The sequence below is a fragment of the Pseudarthrobacter sp. Pseusp20 genome (assembly GCF_059492155.1).
On sequence record NZ_CP168521.1, the window covers coordinates 2105967 to 2123409 of the forward strand.

At 67.7% G+C, this 17443-nt stretch carries 20 protein-coding genes and 1 riboswitch; of the genes, 19 read left to right on the forward strand and 1 reads right to left on the reverse strand.

Annotation, left to right across the window (positions count from 1 at the left end; genetic code table 11):
* Positions 1-71: 71 nt before the first annotated feature.
* The 12 genes from def to hisF all read left to right on the forward strand — a co-directional run bounded on the left by def (position 72) and on the right by hisF (position 10282).
* The gene (gene def, locus ACEN9K_RS09755) at positions 72-674 is read left to right on the forward strand and encodes a peptide deformylase (protein ID WP_495635604.1); all 603 of its coding nucleotides are present in this window, start codon (positions 72-74) and stop codon (positions 672-674) included.
* On the forward strand, positions 671-1591 hold the full coding sequence (fmt, locus tag ACEN9K_RS09760; protein WP_495635605.1) for a methionyl-tRNA formyltransferase: 921 nt from the start codon (positions 671-673) through the stop codon (positions 1589-1591). Before def ends, fmt begins: the two co-directional genes overlap by 4 nt.
* On the forward strand, positions 1588-3168 hold the full coding sequence (locus tag ACEN9K_RS09765) for an RsmB/NOP family class I SAM-dependent RNA methyltransferase (RefSeq protein WP_495635606.1): 1581 nt from the start codon (positions 1588-1590) through the stop codon (positions 3166-3168). Before fmt ends, ACEN9K_RS09765 begins: the two co-directional genes overlap by 4 nt.
* Before the next feature lie 146 nt (positions 3169-3314).
* Positions 3315-3992, forward strand: a complete 678-nt coding sequence (gene rpe, locus ACEN9K_RS09770) for a ribulose-phosphate 3-epimerase (protein WP_018770771.1) — start codon at positions 3315-3317, stop codon at positions 3990-3992.
* Positions 3993-4031: 39 nt separating this feature from the next.
* Positions 4032-4180, forward strand: a riboswitch (FMN riboswitch).
* 168 nt (positions 4181-4348) lie between these two features.
* Positions 4349-5488, forward strand: coding sequence for a bifunctional diaminohydroxyphosphoribosylaminopyrimidine deaminase/5-amino-6-(5-phosphoribosylamino)uracil reductase RibD (gene ribD, locus ACEN9K_RS09775; protein WP_134164348.1), 1140 nt, complete (start codon positions 4349-4351; stop codon positions 5486-5488).
* On the forward strand, positions 5488-6150 hold the full coding sequence (locus ACEN9K_RS09780; RefSeq protein WP_056393663.1) for a riboflavin synthase: 663 nt from the start codon (positions 5488-5490) through the stop codon (positions 6148-6150). Before ribD ends, ACEN9K_RS09780 begins: the two co-directional genes overlap by 1 nt.
* Positions 6147-6896, forward strand: a complete 750-nt coding sequence (gene ribB / locus ACEN9K_RS09785; protein ID WP_082581848.1) for a 3,4-dihydroxy-2-butanone-4-phosphate synthase — start codon at positions 6147-6149, stop codon at positions 6894-6896. Before ACEN9K_RS09780 ends, ribB begins: the two co-directional genes overlap by 4 nt.
* Positions 6893-7627, forward strand: a complete 735-nt coding sequence (gene ribA / locus ACEN9K_RS09790) for a GTP cyclohydrolase II (protein ID WP_056393665.1) — start codon at positions 6893-6895, stop codon at positions 7625-7627. Before ribB ends, ribA begins: the two co-directional genes overlap by 4 nt.
* 15 nt (positions 7628-7642) lie before the next feature.
* Positions 7643-8131, forward strand: coding sequence for a 6,7-dimethyl-8-ribityllumazine synthase (gene ribH / locus ACEN9K_RS09795; protein WP_056393668.1), 489 nt, complete (start codon positions 7643-7645; stop codon positions 8129-8131).
* Between the two features lie 123 nt (positions 8132-8254).
* Positions 8255-8518, forward strand: coding sequence for a phosphoribosyl-ATP diphosphatase (locus ACEN9K_RS09800; RefSeq protein WP_009358176.1), 264 nt, complete (start codon positions 8255-8257; stop codon positions 8516-8518).
* An 85-nt stretch (positions 8519-8603) separates the two neighbouring features.
* Positions 8604-9464 carry an ATP phosphoribosyltransferase gene (gene hisG / locus ACEN9K_RS09805; RefSeq protein ID WP_018770777.1) on the forward strand — a complete coding sequence of 287 codons (861 nt, stop codon included), beginning with the start codon at positions 8604-8606 and terminating at the stop codon, positions 9462-9464.
* A 41-nt stretch (positions 9465-9505) separates the two neighbouring features.
* On the forward strand, positions 9506-10282 hold the full coding sequence (gene hisF / locus ACEN9K_RS09810; RefSeq protein ID WP_018770778.1) for an imidazole glycerol phosphate synthase subunit HisF: 777 nt from the start codon (positions 9506-9508) through the stop codon (positions 10280-10282).
* Between the two features lie 66 nt (positions 10283-10348).
* On the opposite strand, the gene ACEN9K_RS09815 is transcribed toward hisF, so the two are convergent.
* Positions 10349-10993 (reverse strand): TIGR03085 family metal-binding protein, encoded by a 645-nt coding sequence (locus ACEN9K_RS09815; RefSeq protein ID WP_018770779.1) that lies wholly within the window; start codon positions 10991-10993, stop codon positions 10349-10351.
* Positions 10994-11105: 112 nt separating this feature from the next.
* Here ACEN9K_RS09815 and hisI point away from each other — a divergent pair, with 112 nt between their 5' ends.
* From hisI to trpA, 7 genes are all read left to right on the forward strand, one after another.
* Positions 11106-11558 carry a phosphoribosyl-AMP cyclohydrolase gene (gene hisI, locus ACEN9K_RS09820; protein WP_018770780.1) on the forward strand — a complete coding sequence of 151 codons (453 nt, stop codon included), beginning with the start codon at positions 11106-11108 and terminating at the stop codon, positions 11556-11558.
* A 111-nt stretch (positions 11559-11669) separates the two neighbouring features.
* Entirely contained in the window at positions 11670-13232 is a 1563-nt protein-coding gene (locus ACEN9K_RS09825) for an anthranilate synthase component I (protein ID WP_018770782.1), read from the forward strand.
* Positions 13232-13936 carry a Trp biosynthesis-associated membrane protein gene (locus ACEN9K_RS09830; RefSeq protein ID WP_495635607.1) on the forward strand — a complete coding sequence of 235 codons (705 nt, stop codon included), beginning with the start codon at positions 13232-13234 and terminating at the stop codon, positions 13934-13936. The genes ACEN9K_RS09825 and ACEN9K_RS09830 overlap by 1 nt, the downstream gene beginning before the upstream one ends.
* A gap of 104 nt (positions 13937-14040) precedes the next feature.
* Positions 14041-14328 carry an HGxxPAAW family protein gene (locus ACEN9K_RS09835; protein ID WP_495635608.1) on the forward strand — a complete coding sequence of 96 codons (288 nt, stop codon included), beginning with the start codon at positions 14041-14043 and terminating at the stop codon, positions 14326-14328.
* Positions 14328-15149 carry an indole-3-glycerol phosphate synthase TrpC gene (trpC, locus tag ACEN9K_RS09840; protein WP_134164344.1) on the forward strand — a complete coding sequence of 274 codons (822 nt, stop codon included), beginning with the start codon at positions 14328-14330 and terminating at the stop codon, positions 15147-15149. Before ACEN9K_RS09835 ends, trpC begins: the two co-directional genes overlap by 1 nt.
* A 126-nt stretch (positions 15150-15275) precedes the next feature.
* Entirely contained in the window at positions 15276-16595 is a 1320-nt protein-coding gene (gene trpB, locus ACEN9K_RS09845) for a tryptophan synthase subunit beta (RefSeq protein WP_134164343.1), read from the forward strand.
* 11 nt (positions 16596-16606) lie between these two features.
* Positions 16607-17440: a tryptophan synthase subunit alpha gene (trpA, locus tag ACEN9K_RS09850; protein ID WP_495635609.1), complete on the forward strand. Its 834-nt coding sequence runs from the start codon at positions 16607-16609 to the stop codon at positions 17438-17440.
* Positions 17441-17443: the final 3 nt, after the last annotated feature.

The following is a 17443-nucleotide window of genomic DNA, read 5'->3' on the forward strand; positions in this document are numbered from 1 at the left end:
GATGGACCCGGAGAGACTGCACCTAAACTGGATAGGTTCCCTTTGCCGCCAACCGTGAGGACAAACAGCGCATGGCTATTCTGAATATCCGCATCATCGGTGATCCTGTGCTGCGCACAGTTGCCGATCCCGTGACGGAATTCGGACCCGAGCTTGCCAAACTGGTGGCCGACATGACCGAAACCATGGAGGACGTGGACGGTGCAGGGCTTGCCGCCCCGCAGGTCGGCGTCAGCAAGCGCGTCTTCACCTACCGCATCGACGGTGTGGAAGGGCACATCATCAATCCGGTCCTGGAGAACAGCGGGGACTACCAGCCGGACCAGGTGGAAGGCTGCCTGTCCATTCCGGGCCTCGGTTTCCCTGTCCGCCGCTTCCGCGCCACCCGGGTCACCGGTGTGGACGTGCATGGACATCCGGTGTCCATCGACGGGGAGGGCATGCTGGCACGCTGCTTCCAGCACGAAAATGACCACCTGGACGGCATCCTCTACACCGACCGCCTCGAAGGCGCAGACCGGAAGGCTGCCTTGCGGTCCATCCGCAACGCCAATTACGACGCCGTCGCCGGTCGGACCACAGCCAAGCGCGCCAAGAACGTGGGATCGAGTTTCGGCGGTGCCGGCTTTGGCCAAACCAGCACCCCCGGCTCCAGCTTTGGCGGAGCAGGGTGAGGGTCCTCTTCGCGGGGACGCCCGCCGTCGCCGTGCCATCCCTGGACGCCCTCGTCAATGCCGGCTTCAACGTGGTCGCGGTCCTGACCCGTCCCGATGCCCCGGTAGGACGCAAACGCGTACTGACGCCGTCGCCGGTGGCACAACGGGCCGGGGAACTGGGCATTGATGTCATCCGTGCCGCCCGGGTCGACGCCGACGCCGTCGCCGCCATCGCCGCAGTGCAGCCGGACGTCGCGGCCATCGTTGCCTACGGCGGACTGGTTCCCCCTGCGGCCCTGGGCATACCGGCGCACGGCTGGGTCAATCTGCATTTCTCCCTGCTGCCGGCCTGGAGAGGCGCGGCACCGGTCCAGCGGTCCGTCATTGCCGGAGACGATGTCACAGGTGCCGTGACCTTCCAGCTTGAAGAGGGACTCGACACCGGTCCTGTTTTTGGCACCCTCACCGAGGCGGTCAGGCCCCAGGACACGGCAGGAGACCTGCTTGAGCGGCTGTCCCGCAGCGGTGCCGTCCTGCTGGCGCAGACACTGTCCGCCATCGAGGCCGGAAAAGCGTCGCCGCAGCCGCAGGCCGGAGAGATCTCCCTGGCACCCAAACTGACTCTGGAGGACGGACACCTTAACTGGTCCCACCCGGCCCTTGCCCTCAACAGGCAGGCACGCGGAGTCACCCCTGAGCCCGGCGCCTGGACCCTGCTGGACGGGCAGCGGGTCAAGCTCGAACCTGTCCGGCTCCGGCCGGATATTTCAGGACTTGCCCCTGGCTCAGTGGCATTGCAGGGGAAAGCCGTGTTGGTGGGAACAGGTTCACACGCCGTGGAACTCACCCGGGTCCAGCCCGCTGGGAAAAAGATGATGGCTGCAGCCGACTGGGCACGCGGCATGGCTTCACTGGAGGGTGTGGTGTTCGAATGAGCGTGTCCGGCGGTAATACAGGTGGACGGAACACGGGCGGACCAAACACCGGCGGAGGGGGAAGCGCCGGAGGAGGCGGCCGCGGCAAGGGCGGACCCCGGGATGCCAGCAGAAGGGATGCCAAAGGGCGGGAACGCAACCGCGGGCCGCAGCGGAACTTCACCGGGCAGGCGCCGTCGCAGCGGACCAGGCGCGCCGATCCAGCCCGCCTGGTGGCCTTCGAAGTGCTGCGTGCCGTGGCTGAGGAGGACGCCTACGCCAACCTCGTGCTGCCCGCGCGGATCCGGCACCACCGGCTGGACAAACGCGACGCCGGATTCGCCACGGAACTAAGCTACGGAGCCCTGCGCGGCCAAGGCACCTACGACGCCATCCTGGCGCGGTGCGTGGACCGGCCCCTGGCCCAGCTTGACCCCGCCGTCCTCGACGCCCTCCGTATCGGCGCCCACCAGCTGCTGGCCATGCGGGTCCCCGCGCACGCCGCACTGGACCAGACGGTTGGACTTGCCCGTGCCGTCATCGGGGCGGGACCCTCCGCGCTGATCAATGCCGTCCTCCGCAAGGTCACTGCCCACCCCCTTGAGGAATGGCTGGACCTGCTGGTGGAGGGCGAAACCGACGAGACGAAGATTGCCTCGCTCAGGTACGCCCACCCCGAATGGATTGTCCGGGCAATGCGCCAGTCGCTCGTGGCCCATGGCCGGCCCGCAGCCGAGATCAACGACCTGCTCGAAGCGGACAACGCCGCCCCTGTGGTCAACCTTGTGGCCCTGCCGGGGCTGGGCAGCCTCGACGAAGCGCTGGAAAACGGTGCCACCCCCGGGGAACTGGTGGAAGGCTCCGCGCTCTCCAGCGGCGGTGACCTGGGGCGGCTGGCATCCGTACGCGCCGGTACCCTCCGGGTGCAGGATGTCGGTTCCCAGCTGGTGGCCAGGGCCCTGGCCGCGGTGAACATCGGCCAGGCGGCCGATGGTGCCGGTGAAGCGTGGCTCGACCTCTGCGCAGGCCCGGGTGGAAAGGCGGCACTCCTTGGTGCCCTTGCGCACCAGCGGGGGGCCACGCTTCTTGCGAACGAGCCCGCCCCGCACCGCGCAAAGCTTGTCAGCCAGGCACTGTCCGCCGTACCGCAGGACAGCTGGCAGGTCCGGACCGGCGACGGCCGGGATGTAGGCGCCGAACAGCCGGGGCAATACTCCCGTGTCCTGGTGGACGTTCCCTGCACCGGCCTGGGGGCACTTCGGCGCAGGCCCGAGTCCCGGTGGCGTCGCTCGCCCAAGGACATTGCAGACCTGGGCCCACTGCAGCGCGAGCTGCTGAACTCTGCCCTGGCCGCGGTTCGGCCCGGGGGAGTGGTGGCCTACGTGACGTGTTCACCGCACCCGGCAGAGACCACAGCTGTTGTGGCCGACGTGCTCCGGAAGCGCGGCGACCTGGAACTCCTCGATGCCGGCGCCGCACTTGACGCAGTCAGCCTCACTGGAAGCCTTGGCGCGGGCCACGAACTGACCGCGCAGCTCTGGCCCCACATCCACCACACCGATGCCATGTTCCTGGCCCTGATACAGAAGAAATCCTGACAGGAGAGAAGAAACCCTGACAGGCAAAGAAACCTGGCCAGGAAGAATTCCCGGCTTCCCGACCTGCGGCTACCAGCCCCGCCCGCTCCCTGCAGCGGGCTGGAACTTCGCTGCGACCAACGCACGTTCATCCGAAAGGCAACCCTGTGACGCAATGCTGCATCAACCCGAGCATCCTCTCCGCCGACTTCGTCAACCTTGAGGCCGAACTGCGGCGGATCAGCAACGCCGACGCCGTGCACGTGGACGTCATGGACAACCACTTCGTCCCCAACCTGACCATCGGGCTGCCGGTGGTGCAGCGGATCCAGGCCGTCAGCCCGGTTCCACTCGACGCCCACCTGATGATTGCCGACGCGGACCGCTGGGCGCCCGGGTTCGCCGACGCAGGCCTGGCATCGGTCACGTTCCACGCCGAGGCATCCATTGCGCCCATCAAGCTGGCGCGGGAACTGCGCAGCAGGGGGGCCAAAGCGGGCATGGCGCTTCGCCCCGCCACCCCCGTGGAGCCGTACCTCGACATGCTGCCGGAGCTGGACATGCTGCTCATCATGACTGTGGAACCGGGCTTTGGCGGCCAGGCGTTCCTGGACGTCACGCTCCCCAAAATCCGCCGGGCCCGCGAAGCTGTGGAAGGCTCCGGGCTGGGAGTTGCCATCCAGGTGGACGGCGGGATCACCGAGGAAACCATCACCCGCGCCGCCGAGGCCGGCGCCAACGTCTTTGTGGCGGGCTCTGCCGTCTACGGCGCCGATGACCCCGCCGCAGCCATCGACCTGCTGCGCCACAAGGGCAGCCGGACATTACGCGGGGCGACGGAATAACCGGGTGCCCCTGCCGGTTGTGGCACAATAACAACACACATACGTGCTCCGGGGTCGGTGTAAGTCCGAACCGGCGGTGACAGTCCGCGACCCGCGAGCCGGCTTCCTCCCAGGAGGATTCCGGCGGACGGTTGAACCGGTGGAATTCCGGTACCGACAGTTAAAGTCTGGATGAGAGAAGCACGTACAGCTGTATCAGTGGGCCCGTTGGGTCCGCAACGTTCTGCTGTCGTATCCCCGGAGCCATCGCGGTTCGACAGGGAAGGAACGACACGCATGAACCCCCAGCGATGGCTCTTAACCGCCGAAAATACTGCCGCCTCCAAGGCAGGCACCCCATCCGTCCCGGCCGCCGCATGACGGGCCCGGTGGAACTGAAGCCCGCGGCCGGGGTGGTCACCGCCTTCAGCGCCGACGAAACCCGCGCCATGGAGCACGCCCTGCAGGCAGCCCTGCAGGGTCCGCGCGGAGCGAATCCCCTGGTGGGCGCCGTCGTCGTCGGTCCTGACGGGCGCCAACTTGTCACCGGCTACCACCGCGGCGCCGGCACCGCGCATGCCGAAGCGGACGCAATCGCCCAGGCCGCCGCCGTCGGCCTTGATCTATCCGGCTGCACCATGGTGGTCACGCTGGAGCCCTGCGACCACGTGGGCCGCACCGGGCCGTGCACGCAGGCGATCATCGACGCCGGCATCACGGACGTGGTGTACGCCGTCGACGACCCCCATGACCCGGCGGCCGGTGGCGCAGCAACACTGCGGGCGGCCGGCGTCCGGGTCCGCAGTGGCCTCGGCGCCGACGAATCCCTGGACCTGAACCGCCAGTGGTTTGAGGCAGTCGCCGCCAAGCGCCCGTTCGTCACCCTCCACATCGCCCAGACCCTGGACGCCCGGATAGCAGCCGAAGACGGCACCAGCCAATGGATCTCCAGCCCTGAGTCGCTGGCAGACAACCACGGAATCCGCGGCCGCATCGACGCCATCCTGGTGGGCACCCAGACCGTGCTGGTGGACAACCCCCGCCTGACCGCCCGGGAACCCTCCGGAGACCCCGCACCCAAACAGCCGGTACGGGCCGTCATGGGACTGCGCGGAATTCCGGACGACGCCGCGATCCACGGCGATGACGGCCTGGCTGTCCACCTCCCCACCCGGAACCCCCGCGAAGCGTTGACCCTGCTGTACAAAGCCGGGATCCGGCATGTGATGGTGGAAGGCGGCTCACGGATCCTCAGCTCCTTCCTCTCTGCCGGCCTGGTAGACGAACTCATCGTCTACCTTGCCCCCACCCTGCTGGGATCCGGCACCCCCGCCCTGAACGGGCTGGGCATCACCAGCCTCCCGGACGCCCAGCAATGGGAATGGGACGAGGCCGACGGCGGCGCCGTCCGGACGCTCGGCCGGGACCTCAGGCTTCACCTCAGACCGCAACGGAAAGTTGCACTCGACCACCCACCAACCCGCGGCAGCGCGGAAGAAGCCCAGGGAGGCTACTGATGTTCACCGGAATTATTGCCGAGCAGGGGCAGGTGCTGTCCGTCGAGCGTGACGGTAACACCAGCGCCACCGTGCGGCTGCACGCCCCCGGCTCCACCGAAGGCCTGGCACTTGGCGGCTCCATTGCCGTGAACGGGGTCTGCCTCACGGCAACCGCCATCGACGGCAAGGAGTTCAGCGTGGACGTCATGGGGGAGACCCTGGTCCGGAGCACCATCGGCGAACTCGCAGCCGGCGATTCGGTCAACCTGGAGCGCTGTGTTCCCGCGGGCGGCCGGCTGGACGGACACGTGGTCCAGGGCCACGTGGACGGCGTGGGGGTCCTGCTGGAACGCGAACCCCAGGGCAACTGGGAGCGGCTGCGTTTTGCCGTCCCCGCCAACCTGGCCCGCTACATTGCCGAGAAAGGCTCCATCGCCATCGACGGCGTCTCCCTCACCGTGACGGCCGTCAGCCCGGCTTCGGAGCAGGAACCCTGGTTCGAGGTAGGCCTGATCCCCACCACGCTGGCAGAAACGGGCCTGGGGACCAAAACCACCGGCAGCCGGGTGAACCTGGAGGTCGACGTGCTGGCAAAGTACACCGAGCGGCTGCTGGCCTTCCGCGACGCGGATGCAGCAACCGGTACCGGTGGCGCCGCGGTTGCAGGAGGTGCACGGTGAACGCCGCCGTACGCCTGGAACCCGCCGCATCCGCGGAGGCTGTCACTGTGACCGATGGACGGACGTCCGCGCCTGCCGTGGGACTGGACTCCATTGAGGACGCAGTCCGGGCCATGGCCGCCGGCCGGCCCGTGCTCGTCGTCGACAACGAGGACCGCGAAAACGAAGGCGACATCATCTTCGCCGCCCAGCACGCCACGCCCGCCCTGATGGGCTGGACCATCCGGTACAGCTCCGGCGTCATTTGCGTGCCGCTGACCGGAGACCGCGCGGATGCACTGGCACTGCCTCCCATGACGGCGGTCAACGAGGACGCCAAAGGCACGGCCTACACGGTATCCTGCGACGCCGCCACCGGCGTCAGCACCGGAATCTCCGCCACGGACCGGGCCCTGACCGCCCGGATTCTGGCCGACCCGCACGCCGGTCCTGCATCCGTGACCCGCCCGGGGCATATTTTCCCGCTTCGCGCGGTTGACGGTGGAGTGCGGGAACGCCAGGGGCACACCGAGGCCGCGGTGGACCTGTGCCGCCTTGCAGGCCTGGAGCCTGTCGGGGTGATCGCGGAAGTGGTGTATGACGACGGTGAAATGATGCGCCTGGACGGGCTCCGTTCGTTCGCAGCTGAACATGGATGCCCCCTGATCTCCATCGAGGACCTGGTGGCGTATCTTGAAGCCGGGGCCGGGGGAACCCAGCGTGAGGATGTCCGGGTAACGCCGGGCGAAGAGAAGGAGAAGCGATGACGGCAGCGGCAGCCACCGACGACAGCCACCAGAACGGCCACCGGAAACACCACACGGTGTCCGGCGCAGCGCCCCATCCCGTCAGCGGAGGGCCGGTTGTACAGTTGCCCACGGCCTTCGGCGAGTTCGTGGCACAGGCATGGACGGACCTGGTGACGGGTGTGGAACACCTCGCCGTCAGTTCCCCCAACGCTCCCACTGACGGTAAAGCACCACTGGTGCGGCTGCACTCCGAGTGCCTCACCGGCGACGTCTTCGGTTCCTACCGCTGCGACTGCGGCGAACAACTTGCCTTCGCGCTGGAACTGATCCGGGACAACGGCGGCACGCTGCTCTACCTGCGCGGGCAGGAAGGCCGCGGCATTGGCCTGGCCAACAAGATCAAGGCCTACGCCCTGCAGGAAGCCGGCTTCGACACAGTTGAGGCGAACGAGCAGCTGGGCCTCCCCGTTGACGCCAGGTGCTACAAGGCCGCAGCCCAGATCCTGGCCGAAATGGGCCTGCATGAGGTGCGGCTGCTGAGCAACAACCCGGACAAGCAGAACAGGCTGGCCAAGGCGGGCGTGAAGGTCGTGGAAATGGTGCCTACGGAGGTGCCGTCCCGCGAACAGAACATCCGCTACCTGCGCACCAAGAAGGACCGCATGGAACACCGGCTGCTGCTGGACACCGGCGTGGCTCCCGTGCCCGTGCCCGCCCCTGAAACCCCTTTCGACCACGAACAAGACTGAACGGAACAAGAACCCATGAGTGGACACGGCGCCCCCGACATCGACCTCAGCACCCTCAACCCGGCCGAGACGTCGCAGCTGAAACTGGCCATCATCGCAGCAAGCTGGCACACACAGATCATGGACGGGCTCCTGGACGGCGCACTCCGGGCCGCCAAGGATGCCGGCATCGCCGAGCCCACGGTGCTGCGGGTTCCCGGCAGCTTCGAGCTCCCGGTTGCCGCGGCGCGGCTGGCACGGCACTTTGACGCCGTTGTTGCCCTCGGCGTCGTGATCCGCGGCGGAACCCCGCACTTTGACTACGTCTGCCAGGCCGCGACGTCGGGCCTCACCGACGTCAGCGTGTCCACGGGCGTGCCGGTGGGTTTCGGCGTGCTCACCTGCGACAACGAACAGCAGGGGCTGGACCGGGCAGGCCTGCCCGGCTCCAAGGAAGACAAGGGCCATGAGGCCGTGACAGCTGCGCTGGCTACCGCCGTCGTCCTCAAGCAGTACCGGAGCTAGGCGCAGCACCGGACCCGGCGTCAGGTTGTTGCACGGGCGCGGTGTGTGTATTCGCTCACATCGCGCCCGTCATGCAACGGCCCGGGAAGCGCCGCTGCGGCTGCACCAAGTAGGCTGGAGGGCGTGAAGAATTTCGAGACGCTGTTCGCTGAGCTCAGCGAGAAGGCAGCCACCCGCCCGGAAGGCTCCCGCACCGTCGCTGAATTGGAGTCCGGTGTTCACGGCATCGGCAAAAAAGTCGTTGAGGAAGCAGCCGAAGTGTGGATGGCTGCCGAATATGAATCCGATGAAGCCGCGGCCGAGGAAATCTCCCAGCTGCTGTACCACCTGCAGGTTCTGATGCTCGCCAAAGGCCTGACCCTGGAAGACGTCTACAAGCATCTGTAGCCACCGGTCCGGCGCACTGCCGCCGGGCCCGCCGTGGCCTGCACTGCCTGAAAACCCAGACCTTCCACCCCAGAAAGAATTTCCCATGCTGCGAGTAGCCGTCCCCAACAAGGGCTCCCTGTCCGAAGCCGCCTCCGCCATGCTCTCCGAAGCCGGATACCGCCAGCGCCGCGACACGCGCGAACTGGTCATGGTGGACCCTGACAACGAAATCGAGTTCTTCTTCCTCCGCCCCCGCGATATTGCGGTCTATGTCGGCCAGGGAACACTCGACGTCGGCATCACCGGACGCGACCTGCTCCTGGACGCCGGCGTGGAAGCCGAAGAGCTGCTGCCGCTGGGTTTCGCCGGCTCCACCTTCCGTTTTGCCGGACCCGTCGGCGACTTCAGCAAGGTGGAGGAACTCGAGGGCAAGCGCCTGGCCACCAGCTACGACGGACTGCTGCGCAACTACCTGGCCGAACGCGGCATCAACGCCAAGGTGGTCCGGCTGGATGGCGCGGTTGAATCCTCGGTCCGCCTGGGCGTCGCCGACGCCATCGCCGACGTCGTGGAAACCGGCAACACCCTCAAGGCCGCCGGCATGGAAATCTTCGGCGACCCCATCCTCAAATCCGAGGCCGTCCTGATCCGCCGCACCGGCAACGGGGGCGCCGCCAACGGCACCGCCAAGGAAATCGACGTCCTCATCCGCCGGCTCCAGGGCGTCCTGGTGGCACGCCAGTACGTGCTGATGGACTACGACATCCGCAAGGAACTCGTGGAGAAGGCGGCCGGCCTGACGCCTGGCCTCGAATCGCCCACGGTCTCGCCGCTGCGCGACTCCGACTGGGTGGCCGTCCGGTCCATGGTTCCCAAGAAGGAAACCAACCGCATCATGGATGAACTGTACGACCTCGGCGCCCGCGCCATCCTGGTCAGCAGCATCCACGCCTGCCGCATCTGAGCCGGCCCCGCAGCAACCAACACAGACTCCAGGAGTACCCCATGGCAGTAGCAGTACGCGTCATTCCCTGCCTCGACGTCGACGCCGGACGCGTCGTCAAGGGCGTCAACTTCGAGGGCCTGCGCGATGCCGGCGACCCCGTGGAACTCGCCCACCGCTACGACAACGCCGGCGCCGACGAACTGACCTTCCTTGACGTCACAGCTTCCTCGGGCAACCGCGAGACCACGTTCGACGTTGTCCGCCGCACGGCCGAAGAAGTATTCATCCCGCTGACGGTGGGCGGCGGCGTCCGCGGCGTGGCGGAAGTGGACAAGCTCCTGCGCTACGGCGCCGACAAGGCCTCCATCAACACCGCGGCCGTGGCCCGGCCCGACGTCATCGACGAAATCACCCGGCACTTCGGTTCCCAAGTGCTCGTCCTGTCCGTTGACGCCCGCCGCACCCGCCCGGGGTCCCAGCCCACGCCGTCGGGATTCGAAGTGACCACCCACGGCGGCCGCACCGGCACCGGCATCGACGCCATTGAGTGGGCCAGGGAAGCGGCTGACCGCGGGGTGGGGGAGATCCTGCTGAACTCCATCGACGCCGACGGCACCAAGGACGGGTTCGACCTCGAACTCATCAAGCTGGTCCGGGCTGCCGTCAGGGTCCCGATCATCGCGTCCGGCGGTGCCGGAGAGCCCGCACACTTCCCGCCGGCCGTCGCAGCCGGCGCGGACGCCGTCCTGGCGGCTTCGATTTTCCACTGGGGACCGGACAACATGATGTCCCAGGTCAAGGAAGCGATCCGGGAAGCCGGCTTCGAAGTCCGCTAACCCGACTGACTCGCATTTGTTGTCGTTATGAACGCTCATAACGACAACAATTGCGACCCAGTTGGGTCAGAGGCCTACTTCGGCTGACTGGAGGAGGGCGACGGCGTCGGGCTGGCCTTCGAAGGTGACCAGCGCGTGGCGTGTCCGGCCGTGGGCGTGCATCAGCAGTTCGCCCGGCTCGCCGACGATCGCCACCGAGACGGGGGCGCGCTTGGCAACATGCCGCGGACCGGACGGACGGACCAGGACAATGCCCAGGTCCACGCCGCGGTAGAGGATGGCGGCACGCTTGACCAGTTCGTCCCACAGTGCGTCAGAGTACGCTTCATCAAGTGCCCTGGGCGCCCACCGGTCCACGGCCCGCCGGACATCCTCGGTGTGCACGAAGTATTCGATCAGGTTGGAACTTTCGTCCAGTGCCTTGATCTTCATCGGCGACAGCGCCGGTGGACCGGCGCGGAAAGTGTTGACCAGCCGGGCGTAGTCCTCGTTGGTGGTCAGCTTGGCTGCCAGCTTGGCGGTTGCCTGGTCCGAGGCCTTGGCCAGGCGCTTGATGATCAAACCGAGCCCGACGGCGGCCTTCCGCTCGCGCAGGTAAAGGTGCGCGGCAAGGTCCCTGGTACGCCAGCCCTTGCACAGTGTGGGCGCATCAGGGCCGGCCGCAAGCAGGGTTTCGGCCAGGACTTCTCGGGACGGTTCGACGAAATGCATCACTTGGAAAACTAGCACGACAGGCGCGGAGTTGGGCAGCAGCGCAGGGGCAGGTGGCGTGCCGTTGTTCACAACAGGAGGACGGGCACGTGAAGGCACTAGACTTGACCCGATGTCTGAGCAGCCAACCCCCGTCCCCACCGCAGGATCCGCCGTGTCCCAGCCTGTGGCATCCGTGCCGCCGTCGTCCGGGGAATCCGTCCCGGCCAGCCCGCTGCCCATGGAGGTAGCCGCGGCACTCAAGCGCGACGCCGCCGGCCTGGTGGCCGCGGTGGTGCAGCAGTACGACACCAACGAAGTCCTCATGCTCGGCTGGATGGACGACGAGGCGCTGCACCGCACCATGACCACCGGCCGGGTGACCTTCTACTCCCGCTCACGGCAGGAGTACTGGCGCAAGGGTGATACCTCGGGGCATGTGCAATGGGTCAAATCCGTGGCCATGGACTGCGACGGCGACGCACTGCTGGTGCGCGTGGACCAGGTGGGCGCGGCCTGCCACACGGGCACCCGCACCTGCTTCGACGGCAGGGACCTCGACGTGGTGGCAGGCCACGCAGGCTAGGCGGACACGCTGCCCGGCCGGGCTTCCTCCACAGCCCCGGCCACTCCAGCAAGCACACCAAGGCGCCCGGCAATGCCGGCCCTTTCGAAGAACAGGCGGACAAGCATAACCATGCAGGACCTTGGAACCATCAGCCCGAGCCTCGAGGAATTCCGGGAACTTGCCGGCCACAGCCGCGTCATTCCCGTCCGGCTCAAGGTCCTCGCCGACGCCGAAACCCCCATCGGGCTGTACCGGAAGCTGGCGCAGGGTCAGCCCGGCACCTTCCTGATGGAATCGGCAGCGGTGGGCGGAGCCTGGTCCCGGTACTCCTTCATCGGCGCCAAGTCCCGTGCCACCCTGACCACCAAGGACGGCCAGGCGCACTGGCTGGGCCAGCCGCCCGCGGGCGTGCCGGTCAGCGGCAGTCCGGTGGACGCCATCCGCGACACCGTGGAGGCGCTGCGCACCGACCGTTTCGAAGGGCTGCCGCCCTTTACCTCCGGGCTGGTGGGCTTCCTCGGCTGGGAAACCGTCCGGCACTGGGAACGGCTGGTCAGCCCGCCCGAGGATGACCTGCAGCTGCCGGAAATGGCCCTGAACCTGGTCACCGACATGGCCGTGCATGACAACGTGGACGGTACGGTCCTGCTCATCGCCAACGCCATCAACTTCGACAACAGCTCCGAACGCGTTGACGAGGCCTGGCACGACGCCGTGCGCCGGGTCAAGGAACTCCTGGCCAAAATCAGCACCCCGGTGGTGCAGCCGGTCTCCGTCCTGACGCCGGCGGCCCTGGACTTTGCCTCCAGCGTCCAGGAACGCTGGGACGAGGCTGAATACCTTGCGGCGCTGGACCGCGGCAAGGAAGCGATCGTGGACGGCGAGGTCTTCCAGGTGGTGATTTCGCGCCGGTTCGAGATGGAGTGCAAGGCGTCCGCGCTGGACGTCTACAGGGTCCTGCGCAACACCAACCCCAGCCCGTACATGTACATCTTCAGCCTGGCCGACGCCGAGGGCCGCGAGTACTCGATCGTCGGCTCCTCGCCCGAAGCCTTGGTCACGGTCACCGGCGAGGAAGTCATCACCCACCCCATCGCCGGCTCGCGTCCGCGCGGCAAGACGGTCGAGGCGGACAAGGCCCTGGCCGAGGAGCTCCTGGCGGACCAGAAGGAACGCGCCGAGCACCTGATGCTGGTGGACCTGTCCCGCAACGACCTGTCCAAGGTCTGCGTGGCGGGAACGGTGGACGTCACCCAGTTCATGGAGGTGGAGCGCTTCAGCCACATCATGCACCTGGTGTCCACCGTGGTGGGCCGTTTGGCTCCGCAGGCCAAAGCCTATGACGTGCTGAAGGCCACCTTCCCGGCCGGCACCCTCTCCGGCGCACCCAAGCCCCGTGCCCTGCGGCTGCTGGACGAGCTGGAACCGCACCGCCGCGGCATCTATGGCGGCGTGGTGGGCTACCTCGACTTCGCCGGCGACATGGATATGGCCATCGCCATCAGGTCCGCCCTGATCCGGGAAGGACGCGCCTACGTCCAGGCAGGGGGTGGCATCGTGGCAGACTCCGTGAACCCCACCGAGGCCCTGGAAACGGTCAACAAGGCCGCCGCTCCGTTACGCGCCGTGCACACGGCCGGATCGCTGCACAACATTTCCGCGGAATCCCTTCCCGACGGGTCGGTTTCCTGATGCCGGACTCCGGCATGGCGGCAGGCCGCCCCGAAGAGGCGGCCAAGGCAGGACAGGCGGATACGGCGGCCAAGGCCGGCAAAGCCCGCAAGACCCGGGCCGTGCCGGTCTGGGCGCGCAAGTCCACCCTGGTCATGCTGATTACCCTCCTGGCGCTGGCCGCCTTCGGCACCACCACCCAGACCTGGATGACCGCCACCCTGGACCCCAACCAGGTGGGACAGGCCGGAGCCGCCCAAAGCACCATCCAGGTGCAGGGCAGCAAGGCCGCCACCACGGTGACGGCCCTGGCCCTGGTGGCCCTGGCAGGCGGGCTCGCAGCGGCCATCGCCGGCAGGATCGCCCGGTGGGTGATCACGGCCATCATCGTCCTTGCCTCCGCAGGCGTGGTGACGGCGGCGGCCACCGTCCTGGCCGATCCGCTCGCCGCGGCGCAAGGGTCCATTGCGGCAGCCACCGGCGTCTCCGGCAGCCAGGCGCACGTGGACGTTACCCCGTTCCCGCTGCTCGCCGTCGTCGCGGGCTGCCTTCTCGCCCTGTCAGCCCTGCTGATCCTGCCCGCCTCCCGTTACTGGAAGACGCGCACCAAATATGACGCGGCCGGAGCGGCAGCACCCACGGCCGCCGGCGCCACGGCGGTGGCCGGCCCCGTGGACGAGATCGACAGCTGGGACCGGCTTTCCCGGGGCGAGGACCCCACCTAAGACCGGCGGACGCCGGCGCCGGCAGGGGCGGCAGGCCCTGCAGTACGCGGGCGGCAGCCAAAAAATGGCAGAATGTAAGCAGTATCCATCCTGAGGAGATTTCCATGAGCAAAGCACCTGCGTCCGTTTCCAAGCCAGGCACCCGCACCGTTGCCCCCGGCGCCATTGACCACAGCCAGGAACTGGGCCACGGCAACAGCCCGGCCGCGTGGACCTGCGTCATCGTCATGCTCGTCGGCGCGCTCATCGCAGCCATCGCCTTCGTCATCGCCAGCACCCCCATCTTCATCGGCGGCGCCGTTGTCATGGTCGTCGGACTGATCCTCGGATACGTCATGCGCAAGGCAGGCTACGGCGTCGAAGGCAGCAAGCTGAAGAACTCCGGCCACTGATGGCGACTGTTCTCGACGACATCAACGCCGGTGTCAGGGAGGATATGGAGGCCAGGAAACGGCTCGTTTCCCTGGCTGAGCTGAAGGACCTGGCCCAGGCCGCGGCACCTGCCCGTGACGCGTGGGCCGCCCTCGGCGGCACCTCCCCAACCCGGGAACAGCTGAAAGTCATTGCCGAAATCAAACGCCGCAGCCCCTCCAAGGGCGATCTCGCCAGCATCGGGGATCCGGCGTCGCTCGCCCGGCAGTACGCCGACGGCGGTGCCTCCGTCATCAGCGTCCTCACCGAACAGCGCCGCTTCAACGGGTCCCTGGCCGACCTCGACGCCGTGCGCGCCGCCGTCGACATCCCGCTGCTGCGGAAGGACTTCACGCTCGACGAGTACCAGATCTGGGAGGCCCGTGCCCACGGCGCCGACCTCATCCTGCTCATCGTGGCTGCCCTCTCGGACGCCCAGCTGGCCGAATTCAGCGGCCTCAGCCGGGACCTGGGCATGAACGTGCTCGTGGAGACCCACACGGAAGAGGAAATCGAGCGGGCCGTGGCCGCCAACGCGCGGATCATCGGCGTCAACGTGCGCAACCTCAAAACGCTCGACGTCGACCGTTCCGTCTTTGCCGCACTGGCGGGGCTGATTCCGGCCGAGGCCGTGGTGGTTGCCGAATCCGGCGTCCGCGACGCCGCCGACGTCACGCACTACGCCGGCAGCGGCGCCAACGCCATACTCGTGGGCGAGGCACTGGTAAGCCACGCCACGCCCCGGGAACGCATCGCAGAGTTCACTGCCGCAGGTGCCGCCGCCATCGCCGCCCGCGGCTGACGAAACGCACCAAACCGTCGTCCTGCGGGCCCGTGGCACGCCGGCCCGCAGGACAGCACACCATTCCGGCCGCCACCGCCGGAACAGCAACTTTTTGACCAACCACCACCGAACAGGACAGGACTGATGGCTGACGCACCCTCAGGAAACGCTGACAACAACACCGCGGAAGCATTCCTGCAGGGCGGATCCCTCCGCCACGCCCCGGGGCCGTACTTCGGAAACTACGGCGGGCGATGGATGCCCGAGTCCCTCATCGCCGCCCTGGACGAACTTGAAGAGACCTTCAACAAGGCCAAGGACGATCCCGACTTCCGTGCGCAGATCGCTGACCTGAACAAGAACTACTCCGGCCGGCCGTCCCTCCTGACCGAAGCCAAGCGGTTCTCCCAGCACGCCGGGGGAGTGCGCATCTTCCTCAAGCGCGAAGACCTCAACCACACGGGTTCGCACAAGATCAACAACGTCCTTGGCCAGGCGCTGCTCGCCAAGCGCATGGGCAAGACGCGCGTCATCGCCGAGACCGGCGCAGGCCAGCACGGCGTGGCAAGCGCTACCGCTGCCGCCCTGATGGGCCTGGAGTGCGTGGTGTACATGGGCGCCGAGGACTGCCGCCGCCAGGCGCTCAACGTCGCCCGCATGGAGCTCCTGGGCGCCAAGGTGATTCCCGTCACCAGCGGATCCCAGACCCTCAAGGACGCCATCAACGAGGCCCTCCGGGACTGGGTGGCCAACGTTGGCAACACCCACTACTTGTTGGGCACCGCTGCCGGAGCCCACCCGTTCCCGGCCATGGTCCGTTACTTCCACGAGGTCATCGGCGAGGAAGCCCGCGCCCAGATCCTGGAGCAGGAGGGCCGCCTCCCGGACGCCGTCTGCGCCTGCATCGGCGGCGGCTCGAACGCCATCGGCATCTTCCACGGGTTCCTGGATGATCCCTCCGTGAAGATCTACGGCTTCGAGGCCGGCGGCGACGGCGTCGAAACCGGCCGGCACGCCGCCACCATCACCCTGGGCAAGCCCGGCGTGCTGCACGGCGCACGCTCCTACCTGATGCAGGACGACGACGGCCAGACGATCGAGTCGCACTCCATCTCCGCCGGCCTGGACTACCCCGGCGTGGGACCCGAGCACTCCTACCTGGCCGACATCGGACGGGTCAGCTACGAGCCCATCACGGACAGCGAAGCCATGGAGGCCTTCCGCCTCCTGTGCCGCACCGAGGGCATCATCCCCGCCATCGAGTCCTCGCACGCGCTGGCCGGAGCCATCAAGGTGGGACAGCGGCTTGCTGCCGAAGACCCGGCGGCAGCGGCCGAAAAGATCGTCATCGTCAACCTGTCCGGACGCGGAGACAAGGACGTGGCCACCGCCGCCGAATGGTTTGACCTGTTGGACAAGAATTCCGCCGAATCCGAGATCGGCAAAGAGGGGGAGCAGCTGTGAGCAGTGCAGAAATGCCTAACCGGGCAAAGATGACCAGCAAGTCGGCAGCAGCCATCGACAGGGCGCGCTCCCAGGGACGCTCCGCCCTCATCGGCTACCTCCCCGCCGGCTACCCCAGTGTGGAGGACACCATCGCCGCAGGCATTGCCCTGGCGGAAAACGGCGCGGACCTGATCGAGATCGGCATTCCCTACTCGGACCCCGTCATGGATGGCCAGGTCATCCAGGCCGCCACCACCGAGGCACTGGCCAAGGGCTTCCACGTCAGCCAGGTGTTCGACGTCGTGGCCGGCATCACCAGCAGGACCGACGCCGCCGTCCTGGTCATGACGTACTGGAACCCGGTGGTCCGGATGGGCGTGGATGAGTTCTCGCGCCGGCTGGCCGAGGCCGGGGGAGCCGGGCTGATCACCCCGGACCTGATTCCGGATGAGGCCGCCGAGTGGATGGAAGCCTCGGACAAGTACGGCCTGGACCGTGTGTTCCTCGTGGCGCCGTCCTCCACCGCCGAGCGCATGCAGCGGACCGTGGATGCCAGCCGTGGATTCGTGTACGCCGTCTCCATCATGGGCGTCACCGGTGCCCGCACCTCCGTCAGCACCGCAGCCAAGGACGTTGTGGCGGCGGCGCACGGCGCCGGCGCCGAGCGCGTCTGCGTCGGGCTGGGCGTGTCCACCGCGGACCAGGTCCGCGAAATCGCCGCCTACGCCGAAGGCGTCATCGTGGGCACCGCCCTGGTGGCGGCCCTCCGCGACGGGGGAGTGGATGCCGTCGCCGCCCTCACCAAGGACCTGAGCACCGGCCTGGCGCCTGAACCGGGCCTGGCGCAGGAAGCCGGGGCCTAGGAC

Excerpts from the sequence above, each read along its gene's own strand:
- def (WP_495635604.1), top strand. The coding sequence starts at position 72 with ATGGCTATTCTGAATATCCGCATCATCGGTGATCCTGTGCTGCGCACA.
- ACEN9K_RS09765 (WP_495635606.1), top strand. The coding sequence starts at position 1,588 with ATGAGCGTGTCCGGCGGTAATACAGGTGGACGGAACACGGGCGGACCA.
- ribD (WP_134164348.1), top strand. The coding sequence starts at position 4,349 with ATGACGGGCCCGGTGGAACTGAAGCCCGCGGCCGGGGTGGTCACCGCC.
- ACEN9K_RS09780 (WP_056393663.1), top strand. The coding sequence starts at position 5,488 with ATGTTCACCGGAATTATTGCCGAGCAGGGGCAGGTGCTGTCCGTCGAG.
- ribA (WP_056393665.1), top strand. The coding sequence starts at position 6,893 with ATGACGGCAGCGGCAGCCACCGACGACAGCCACCAGAACGGCCACCGG.
- ribH (WP_056393668.1), top strand. The coding sequence starts at position 7,643 with ATGAGTGGACACGGCGCCCCCGACATCGACCTCAGCACCCTCAACCCG.
- hisG (WP_018770777.1), top strand. The coding sequence starts at position 8,604 with ATGCTGCGAGTAGCCGTCCCCAACAAGGGCTCCCTGTCCGAAGCCGCC.
- hisF (WP_018770778.1), top strand. The coding sequence starts at position 9,506 with ATGGCAGTAGCAGTACGCGTCATTCCCTGCCTCGACGTCGACGCCGGA.
- ACEN9K_RS09815 (WP_018770779.1), bottom strand. The coding sequence starts at position 10,993 with ATGCATTTCGTCGAACCGTCCCGAGAAGTCCTGGCCGAAACCCTGCTT.
- hisI (WP_018770780.1), top strand. The coding sequence starts at position 11,106 with ATGTCTGAGCAGCCAACCCCCGTCCCCACCGCAGGATCCGCCGTGTCC.
- ACEN9K_RS09825 (WP_018770782.1), top strand. The coding sequence starts at position 11,670 with ATGCAGGACCTTGGAACCATCAGCCCGAGCCTCGAGGAATTCCGGGAA.
- ACEN9K_RS09830 (WP_495635607.1), top strand. The coding sequence starts at position 13,232 with ATGCCGGACTCCGGCATGGCGGCAGGCCGCCCCGAAGAGGCGGCCAAG.
- ACEN9K_RS09835 (WP_495635608.1), top strand. The coding sequence starts at position 14,041 with ATGAGCAAAGCACCTGCGTCCGTTTCCAAGCCAGGCACCCGCACCGTT.
- trpC (WP_134164344.1), top strand. The coding sequence starts at position 14,328 with ATGGCGACTGTTCTCGACGACATCAACGCCGGTGTCAGGGAGGATATG.
- trpB (WP_134164343.1), top strand. The coding sequence starts at position 15,276 with ATGGCTGACGCACCCTCAGGAAACGCTGACAACAACACCGCGGAAGCA.
- trpA (WP_495635609.1), top strand. The coding sequence starts at position 16,607 with ATGCCTAACCGGGCAAAGATGACCAGCAAGTCGGCAGCAGCCATCGAC.